The following is an 8,599-nucleotide window of genomic DNA, read 5'->3' on the forward strand; positions in this document are numbered from 1 at the left end:
GTATACTAAACATAAGAGAATATTCAGATTTTTTTCAGATAAGGAAGTGTCTTCTATGGCGGAAATCATTGCCATCACCAATCAGAAAGGCGGCGTCGGAAAAACGACCACAGCATCTGCTCTCATCGCGTCGCTATCCGAGCGCGGATATAAAGTTCTTGGCGTCGATCTCGACCCTCAGGGCAATCTTGGTTTCAGCCTCGGTGTGGACATTGAGAATGTGCATACCATGTATGAAGTATTCAAAAAACAGCTTCCCATCGATCAGGTCATTTGCCCGATGACCTATGGCGACCTCCTCGCCTCCAACATCCTGCTCTCCGGTGTAGAGCTGGAATGCAACAAACCTGGACGCGAATATATGCTCAAAACCGAGCTTTCTCTGGTTTCTGACCGCTACGACTACATCATCATTGATACGCCTCCGGCGCTCAATCTGCTGACCGTTAACGCATATGTTGCTTCGGACAAGCTCATCATCCCGATGGCGCCCGAAATCCTCAGTCTGCTGGGTGTAACACAGATCAAAGAGACCATTGAAACCGTGCGGCAATATTACAACCCGAGCCTCAAGGTGATTGGTATCCTGCTAAACAAATTCAATGCACGTTTGAACCTCAACCGCGACGTGCTAGAACTTTCTCAGCAGATTGCCAAGCAGCTTAACACAAAGGTTTTTGAAGCCAAAATTCGCCAGAGCGTTATGGTAGCCGAAGCGCCTGCCCACGGAGAAAGCATCGTTTCCTATTCCCCCACTTGCAAGCCTGCTATGGATTTTGTCGCACTCGTGGACGAAATCCTTGCTGATAAATCCTAAACCACGGAAGGAAAGTTGAAAATGCCATCCAAACGAAGCAACAAAACTGCACGTGTGCTGAACCTGATTGCAACTCCCAGCGAAGCCACGCCAGTCGAATCAGAACAGACGACTACCCCCGCAACTCCTGCAGAAGCACAACCTGCACCAGCAGAACCTGCCAAGGAGAAAAAGCACACCAACACAACCAAACAGAAGAAATCCTCTAAGGCGGCGGCAGTCACCCCGGCACCTGAAGAACCGGCGCAAGAATCTCCTTCTGTGGCTCCGGAAGAATCCCCTACGGCAGAGCAGCCGCAGGCAGCCCCTGTCCCTACACCACAGCCCGTAGTCCCGATTGTACAAACGGTCCGGGAAAAGGAACAGCAGGTTTCCGACGATATCAAATCAGGGTTATTGCAGGCGCTGATTGAGGCGGAAGCACCTGCGCAGCCGTCCGAATCACCCGCAGCTGCGGAATCCCAAGCGCCGGTCGCAGAGGATACCGTGATACAAGAGGTCGAAGAGAGCCCGGTCACTGCGTCAGAAGCCATGACGGCATCTATCCCAGAACCGGAAACCGATCCGACTCCAGTGATTCCGCAAGCCCCCGCACCTGAGGCTATTTCCTCTGCTGACGAACCTCCTGCACCTGTACAGCCTACCGTAAAAATGCCCCAGCCGGAAGCACCTGCCGAGCAGATTTATACCCCTACTGGGGAACAAGACGTAGAATATACCAATGTTCTGCAAGAATTGGTGGAGGAAACTTCGGTGTATTATACCACCAATATGCTGCATTGCCAATGCCAGCGCTGCATTGCCGATATGAAAGCACTCGCGCTGACCAATCTGCCCTCTAAATATGTAGTGCTGGAAAAATCCAAGCGCGCCGCTTATATGAGCGTATATGCTGCCCGCTATGAAAAAGAACTATCTGTGCAAATGATGCGTGCTTGCGTCATCATCAACGAGCATCCACATCATTGAGTACAAAAAATCCTGCGTCAACCGACGCAGGATTTTTTGTTTCTATTCATGCCGAAACTCCGGCATTATTTTTCGTTTTCCTTGCGGAGCATCTGCAGCAGCTGCATCGGAGATTCCTTCTCCTGTGCGGCCGAACGGTTCTCCCGCTGTGCCTCCACCAGCTCCGTCCGAAGCACCGCAATATCACGCGGCGCATCCACCGACAAGCGCACGCGTCCCTGCCCGATTTCCTGAACCGTGACCACGATCCGATCGTCAATCGTAAGAGACTGGCCTTCTTTTCGTTGCAGGATCAGCATGCTCCGTCATCCTTCTTTCTCAGCGATGACAGTGGGCATCGCATCTCATACTCGTCCAGAATCACCTGCCGCGCCTGCCGCGTCTGATCGTTCAGCACAACCGGGCATCGCAAATTGACCGTACTTTTGGAAACAGGGTTTTCCACCCTGCACAATACATAATAGCACAAGTCCTCACTTTGATCGACGCCCAGCCGTTGCAATTCTTCCTGCGGCAGCACAGGGCGGTATTCCGGCATCACCATGAACGGATTGAGCAGCGTAAACGCCAAAAATGGTGTTGTTACACTTTGCAGGCATAGCAGGAAGTCCTCCTCTTCCGAAAAAGAGAGGAGGACAAATTCCTTTTCCTGTTCAAATCCAAACAAGCCATCCGAAAAGCGGAGCGTTGTGCTGTCATCAATATTTAACTCACCAAAATATTTGGTTTGTATTTTCATATTTTGCTCCTTATTAAGCCTGTTCATCTAACGGCACATAATCCGGATCTGCAGACGGTGGAACGTAGACCGGCCCGCCAATATATTTGATGATAACATCCGGCTGCTGTGTAACAGTAAACTCAATGTTGCCCGGAATGAATTCTACGTTTCCTTGATCCATCCGCCAGTCGAAATTAAGCTTATCCATTTCATACCGAATATTGAGTTCCCCGCCATCCCAAGAAATATCCGGTCCGGTCGTGGGCAGCCACTTCATCGCAAAATCGGTATTGACCTGCTGCGATTCCATCGCAAACTGAGAAATCAGCTGTTCTCCGATCTTTGCCTCCAAGAGTAAATCACCCCGACGAGCATAAGTTGCAGTGGTGTCGTAAACCTTTTGCTGTCCGCGCTGCGCCGCCTGTTCGATGCTCCGCATCGCAGTCGGCGACACCGAATTGCGCGCCTCGAACGTGTCGATATTCACTTTGATCGGCTTGCTTCGAATCTGCAAGCCTCCCTGATTTCTGGAAATCTCCAAATCAACCGTCGAACGCTTATAGTCCAGCCGTGCATGGTTTACCTTCATCTCCAGTTCTATCGGAACCGTTTTTATTTCGATCAGTCGCTCCATCCATCCATCACTCTTTCTCTTTTATTTACGAAGTTTTTTGTTAGCTCATATAGTCAATGAAGGATTGCGACAAAATATCATTTCCCACTCGAAGTGCCGCATTGTAACTATACTGTGCATATGCAAATGTTGTCAGTGCGTCGGCCAGATCCACGCGATCCAAGCCCTCATACTGCGTCTGCAACGTATCGCCGGTTGAGGTCAGGCGTGTATCATTGGATTTGAGGAACTGCGCCTTGGTGTCCAGCTTAGTCCACTCAGCACGGAAATCTGCATTGGACTCCTGTAAATTTCCGAACAGCGCTTCTGCGCGCTCCGAATCGGCAGGATTCAAAGCACCTGTCTCAGAATCTGCACGAGAGTAAATCTCGCCCAGTTCCGCGATCGCGCTGATCATGTTGTTTGGTACACCATCCCCATTCGTACCATATCCCAGCAAGCCAATACCGGAGATAGCGGAATTGAATGCCGTCGACGGCACCACCTGCTCATTCTCGTCCAACTGCATGCCCAGACCAATGTCGACATATGCAGCCTCGTTTGCCATTTCCTTAAAGGCTTCCTCATTAGCGGGATCATTTACATCCAAACCGCGGAACAGCAGCTTTCCGTCTTTCAACTCAAACGGAGCATTCTCACCATCCGTGCCTGCGAAGATAAATTTATCGCCGTACTGCGCATTGAGCGTCTGTACCATGCCCTCTGCAATGCCCTTGAGCGTCTCGCCCAACTGCTGGCGCGCGCCTGCCTTGCTATCATCCTGTCCCTGCTCCGCCGCATCCAGCGCATCCAGATACTGCTCCTGTAACTTCTGCAAGCTGCTGCCTGCGGCCTCATACTTGCTGATCATTTCCTCGCTCATACTCTGTTGAGCTGTATTGCGGGCGTATGACGAATGCAGACGGAAAGACTGCGTCGCCAAAGACGGCGATTCCGCATAAGACGTAAAACGCCGTCGTGTCAGCACCGTATTCATCGACTGATATTGATTGAGCGTAGCCCGCGCCAAGTGGCTACGATAGGTACGCAGCGTACCGTTTGTGGTAACACGTATCATAATTTCCCACTACTCCTTTCTATCAGCGTCCAACAACGCCCATACCGTTGATAACCTTATCCATCGCTTCGTCCAGCGCAGTCATCAAGCGGCAGGCTGCCGAGAACGATTTTTGATATTGCAGAAGGTTAATACCCTCGTCATTCAGATCCACGCCCGATACGCTGTCACGGCTGGTATTGATCTCATCCGCCGCTGTCGCGTAAGTTTCATAGATCGTGGAAGTTGTGTTGATATGCGAACCCAGCACACCCTCCATATTAGAGTAGCAGCTCTCGATGTTACCCTTATAGATATTGGAGCTGGCAACCGTTCCACCAATCTTGCCGGCACCCATTTTGAAGTCATCTGTCGCCGCACCCTGATCGTCTGTGATCTGGATATCCGTCACCAGACTGCATAATACGCCGTCATCAATATTGCCATCGTTGGCTGTCATCGTGATAGAACCATTATCCACATTCACATTTGCAAACTGAGCCAAATCCGGATTTGCTGTGATAGCGGCCTGCAAATTTGCCAGCGTCGCATCCGCATCCGCACCGGACTGGAAGCTTACCGTTACGGTATGCTGCTGATTCATGCTGTCAATATAAGTGATCTGTGCCTGCAAATTCTGTCCAGCGGCACCCGTTTGCTCCAACTTTCCGCTGGTAAACGGTGTGTTATCTTGCCGGACAATATCCGTGGCTTTATAGCCGTATGCCTCATTCAAAATGTTCATGAAGCGGTTGATATTATCGTTTTCCGTACTGCCTGCCCCCGGTTTTGTTGAAGGTACAATCGTTGTCTCACCAGTCTGCCATTTGTCAGACAGTGATATATTCGACGCAGTAATTACCTTGGTCGGGTTGTCCGGATCGTCACCATCCGCCACAAACAGGTTGCCCGCGCCCTCAATACCCAGATCAACAAGCGACTCGCCATCTGCATTGGTGGTGTTGACCCGGTTCATTTCGGTTGCCAGCTTGTTGGCCATCATGTCCAGCGAGTGCATATAGTACGGGATGCCACGGATATTACTATAAGCGGCATCCGTGCTGAATTCACCAGAGCCAACCAGCATCTGGCGGGTGGACTCAAGCGCACCGTAACCCATGCCGTCCGTAATTGCACCTGCATTGCTCACCGCTGCTGGCGTGGATTTCTGTGTATTGAAAGAAATCTGTGCACCGCCAGCCAACTCCATGTTGGTGATATTGAACGCATCCCCACCCTGCTGTTTGGAAATCATACTGATTCCATTGCTTGCCAAATTGACGGTGAAACGATCTTTCAACGTCGGGTCATCCTGCAACGCTTGCTGCAAACTCGCCAGCGTAGCATTCCGGGCTTGCTGAACAGAGTTCGCATCATTCAGATCGGCAGGAGCAGTCACATTGAATGTAATGTCAACAAACTTCTCGCTTCCCGTCTCATCCGTATAATTGACTCGAATGGTTTGAGGTCCGCTTGTCACACCATCCCCAAAGCTCAGTCCGCCAATCGTGAAGCGAGAGGAAGTATTGGACGTCTGGGCACCGTCCGGATCATGCAGTTCGCTGACATTCAGGAACATATCCGGGTCATCTTTGACCAAACTCAGTTCCGCACGGCTAATGCCGTCAATCAACGTCTGGCCCGGCTTGCCGGTCGTCTGATCCACCATTTTGATGGTCAGCTTTTCTACTTCAAAACCCGCACCGACATCTTCCTTGCCATAGGTGACGTCAATCTTCATGTACTCGGAAAGCGAGTCGATCAACGTATTACGCTGGTCGCGCAGTTCCAAAGCAGAATCACCGTTGATATCCGCAATACGAATCTGCTCGTTCAAATCCTGAATTTTTTGCAGGATATTATTGGTATCTTGAATATCCTCATTATACTGCTGCAGGATATTGTCATAAACCTGCTGCAGCTTGGACGCGCTGGAGTTGAGCAGCGTACACAGATCCTGCGCCGATTCACGCATCAGTGTCTCAAATTCCTGTTCGCCCACATGACTGCCCAGCTCGCTGATACGGCTGAACAAGTCCTGCAACTGGGTCACAATACCCTCTTTATCAACATTGTTGATAACGCTTTGCAACTGGTCAAGTACGTTCAGCGTCGCATCAGTCGAACCGACACTCGACATTTCCTTACGGAAACGGATATCGAGATACGGGTCGCGCAGCTGCGACACACCCGCAAGCATAACGCCAGAACCAACCGAAGCCGAACTGCTCGAGTGATACAAACCCGAACTATTCGTAATAAAGCTGTACTGATCAAGCTGCTGACGGGTATATCCTGCCGTATTGATATTGGAAATGTTCTGTCCGGTTACATTGAGCGCCATCTGACTGGCAATCATACCAAGTCGTGCTACTGTAAATTCACCAAAAGTCGCCATATCGGCGGTACCTCCTCTTCAGTCATGCATGGAAATCCGTGTGCGCACCACTGACAGAAGCCGTATGCTCCTTCGTCTGCACCGGATCAAATCCTAAATTGGTCATCATACCTTCCACTTCATGCAAGCTGCATTCCAAAGCAGAACGCGCCACCTCAGCCGCGCCTTGCAGCACACGATACTGCGTCGTCAGCGCCTCTCCGGCCACTTTCAATTCCTGACGCATTGCCTCATCCTGTACATGCTCCGGCAGCTGCGCAAGCCGAACATTTTCCAGTCCTAACTCCGCCTGCAACTTGATACGGCGCTGATCCGCGTTACGCAGCGCCAGAGACAGCGCTTGCTCCCGCTTCATACATTCGCCCAGTTTCTCCAGGTCATCCGTGCGCACCGCAGAAGCAACATTCTTTTGCGTCTCCGTCAAATCCTCCAGCGTGTGCGTGAGGTCACGAATCAACTTCAGCATATCTTGAAAGCTACTCGCCATCAGCACACACCTCCAAACAGCATAATCTGCGCCGCCAGACTATCAATGTCAATCTGATAGTCACCGTTTAAGACTTGCTGCCGGACTTGCGGCACTTCCTCGGACTGCTGCGTCCGCACCTCCTGCGAGAGGCGACTGGACAGCTCCAAAGAAAAACGCTGATCCTGAGAATAGTGCGCGGTTTTCAGTTCCACGCTGTCATATTGTCCGGAAGAGCGGTATTGCCCCTCCACACTTTCCATTTGCATGTGTGGCCTCTGGAGAGGGGTCATTCCTCCTGTTTTCGAAACCATCATCATCGGTCAACTCCTCTATTCCTCATTACTACCACATAGCTTTTGTTGCTACAGATATTTATTTTATCGGAAAGAAACAAAAAAAAATAAGCGTTAAACTGCATTTTTTGTTTAACGCCTATTTTTTTATTAAGAGTAACCCATCTTACCTATTGGAATTGCTCAAATGCCGCACCAGCACGCCCGCAATATTTTCACAGGACGCCTGTTGCATCACCGCGCCAATATTGTGCGCAACCATCGGCATGCCGTAAACCACGCAGGAATCCTTATCCTGTCCGATCGTATACGCACCCTGCTTGCGCATTTCCAGCAGCCCCTTCGCGCCGTCGCTTCCCATGCCGGTCATGATGATGCCCACCATACGGCACCGAACGTTCTGTGCCATCGACATAAACAGGGCATCTACTGACGGGCAGTGCCCGCTGACCTTTTCTCCCGGCAGACAGGAAACCGTATATCTGGTACCGTTGCGCACCACGCGCATCTGCTTATCGCCCGGCGCAATCAGCACCTGCCCGCGCACAATCTCATCTCCGTGCTCCGCTTCCTTGACCGTCATCTGGCAGATTCGGTTGAGACGTTCGGCATACATCTGCGTAAATCCGGGCGGCATATGCTGCACGATCACCATGCCCGGTATATTGGCAGGCAGACGGCGCAGCACCTCAAGCGTCGCTTCGGTGCCGCCGGTCGACGCGCCAAGGCCGATAATCACATCCGTCGGCGCCGTGCCAAGCTTGAGCGGCAGGGACGGTGTCCGGTTCGCAGTGACCGCCGGACGCAGAGGTGGACGGCGCACCCGTGCGCACGAAGCCACAACAATTTTATTGGCCAACGCTTCGATAAACCGATCGTTCCCATCAGCGGTATCCGGCTTGCGCACGAAATCCACCGCGCCAACTGCCATTGCATCAAAAACGCGCAGATTCAGAGAGGAAACCAGAATAATCGGAATCGGATGGACCGGCAATATATCCTTAACGAAATCAATGCCGTTCATACCCGGCATTTCCACATCCAGCGTCATCACATCCGGATTAAGCAGCGGAAGCTTTTTGCGAGCATCCATTGCATTAAACGCCTCTCCCACCACTTCAATATTGGGATATCGTGACAGACCGTTCTGGATGATGCGGCGCGCAAGCATTGAATCATCTACAATCATCACACGAATTTTCTTCGTGTCAAATCCCATTGTTCCCACCCTTTCAAACCTTTTGGAACGTCGCCGGACGCAA

10 protein-coding genes are annotated in these 8,599 nt (G+C 51.2%); 2 read left to right on the plus strand and 8 right to left on the minus strand.

Annotation, left to right across the window (positions count from 1 at the left end):
- The first annotated feature begins 55 nt into the window (after positions 1-55).
- Together ABGT74_RS08360 and ABGT74_RS08365 are read left to right on the plus strand one after the other, a co-directional pair.
- Positions 56-817, plus strand: coding sequence for a ParA family protein (locus ABGT74_RS08360; RefSeq protein WP_346705179.1), 762 nt, complete (start codon positions 56-58; stop codon positions 815-817).
- A gap of 21 nt (positions 818-838) precedes the next feature.
- Positions 839-1,786 carry a late competence development ComFB family protein gene (locus tag ABGT74_RS08365; protein ID WP_346705180.1) on the plus strand — a complete coding sequence of 316 codons (948 nt, stop codon included), beginning with the start codon at positions 839-841 and terminating at the stop codon, positions 1,784-1,786.
- A 65-nt stretch (positions 1,787-1,851) separates the two neighbouring features.
- On the opposite strand, the gene ABGT74_RS08370 is transcribed toward ABGT74_RS08365, so the two are convergent.
- From ABGT74_RS08370 to ABGT74_RS08405, 8 genes are all read right to left on the minus strand, one after another.
- Positions 1,852-2,085, minus strand: coding sequence for a carbon storage regulator (locus tag ABGT74_RS08370; protein ID WP_297282464.1), 234 nt, complete (start codon positions 2,083-2,085; stop codon positions 1,852-1,854).
- Positions 2,079-2,525: a flagellar assembly protein FliW gene (locus ABGT74_RS08375; RefSeq protein WP_346705181.1), complete on the minus strand. Its 447-nt coding sequence runs from the start codon at positions 2,523-2,525 to the stop codon at positions 2,079-2,081. Before ABGT74_RS08375 ends, ABGT74_RS08370 begins: the two co-directional genes overlap by 7 nt.
- Before the next feature lie 13 nt (positions 2,526-2,538).
- Positions 2,539-3,141 (minus strand): DUF6470 family protein, encoded by a 603-nt coding sequence (locus ABGT74_RS08380; RefSeq protein ID WP_297282462.1) that lies wholly within the window; start codon positions 3,139-3,141, stop codon positions 2,539-2,541.
- A gap of 40 nt (positions 3,142-3,181) precedes the next feature.
- Positions 3,182-4,198, minus strand: coding sequence for a hypothetical protein (locus ABGT74_RS08385; RefSeq protein WP_297282461.1), 1,017 nt, complete (start codon positions 4,196-4,198; stop codon positions 3,182-3,184).
- A gap of 22 nt (positions 4,199-4,220) precedes the next feature.
- Positions 4,221-6,575, minus strand: a complete 2,355-nt coding sequence (locus ABGT74_RS08390; protein WP_346705182.1) for a flagellar basal body rod C-terminal domain-containing protein — start codon at positions 6,573-6,575, stop codon at positions 4,221-4,223.
- A 22-nt stretch (positions 6,576-6,597) separates the two neighbouring features.
- Positions 6,598-7,062, minus strand: coding sequence for a hypothetical protein (locus ABGT74_RS08395; RefSeq protein WP_346705183.1), 465 nt, complete (start codon positions 7,060-7,062; stop codon positions 6,598-6,600).
- Positions 7,062-7,310, minus strand: coding sequence for a hypothetical protein (locus ABGT74_RS08400; RefSeq protein ID WP_297282458.1), 249 nt, complete (start codon positions 7,308-7,310; stop codon positions 7,062-7,064). Before ABGT74_RS08400 ends, ABGT74_RS08395 begins: the two co-directional genes overlap by 1 nt.
- Positions 7,311-7,503: 193 nt before the next feature.
- Positions 7,504-8,556: a chemotaxis response regulator protein-glutamate methylesterase gene (locus ABGT74_RS08405; protein ID WP_346705184.1), complete on the minus strand. Its 1,053-nt coding sequence runs from the start codon at positions 8,554-8,556 to the stop codon at positions 7,504-7,506.
- Between the last annotated feature and the right edge of the window lie 43 nt (positions 8,557-8,599).

It is taken from the genome of uncultured Agathobaculum sp. (assembly GCF_963927765.1).
Classification (GTDB): Bacteria; Bacillota; Clostridia; order Oscillospirales; family Butyricicoccaceae; genus Agathobaculum.

Coding starts and splice junctions, on each gene's coding strand:
- ABGT74_RS08360 (WP_346705179.1), top strand. CDS start 56: ATGGCGGAAATCATTGCCATCACCAATCAGAAAGGCGGCGTCGGAAAA.
- ABGT74_RS08365 (WP_346705180.1), top strand. CDS start 839: ATGCCATCCAAACGAAGCAACAAAACTGCACGTGTGCTGAACCTGATT.
- ABGT74_RS08370 (WP_297282464.1), bottom strand. CDS start 2,085: ATGCTGATCCTGCAACGAAAAGAAGGCCAGTCTCTTACGATTGACGAT.
- ABGT74_RS08375 (WP_346705181.1), bottom strand. CDS start 2,525: ATGAAAATACAAACCAAATATTTTGGTGAGTTAAATATTGATGACAGC.
- ABGT74_RS08380 (WP_297282462.1), bottom strand. CDS start 3,141: ATGGAGCGACTGATCGAAATAAAAACGGTTCCGATAGAACTGGAGATG.
- ABGT74_RS08385 (WP_297282461.1), bottom strand. CDS start 4,198: ATGATACGTGTTACCACAAACGGTACGCTGCGTACCTATCGTAGCCAC.
- ABGT74_RS08390 (WP_346705182.1), bottom strand. CDS start 6,575: ATGGCGACTTTTGGTGAATTTACAGTAGCACGACTTGGTATGATTGCC.
- ABGT74_RS08395 (WP_346705183.1), bottom strand. CDS start 7,062: ATGGCGAGTAGCTTTCAAGATATGCTGAAGTTGATTCGTGACCTCACG.
- ABGT74_RS08400 (WP_297282458.1), bottom strand. CDS start 7,310: ATGCAAATGGAAAGTGTGGAGGGGCAATACCGCTCTTCCGGACAATAT.
- ABGT74_RS08405 (WP_346705184.1), bottom strand. CDS start 8,556: ATGGGATTTGACACGAAGAAAATTCGTGTGATGATTGTAGATGATTCA.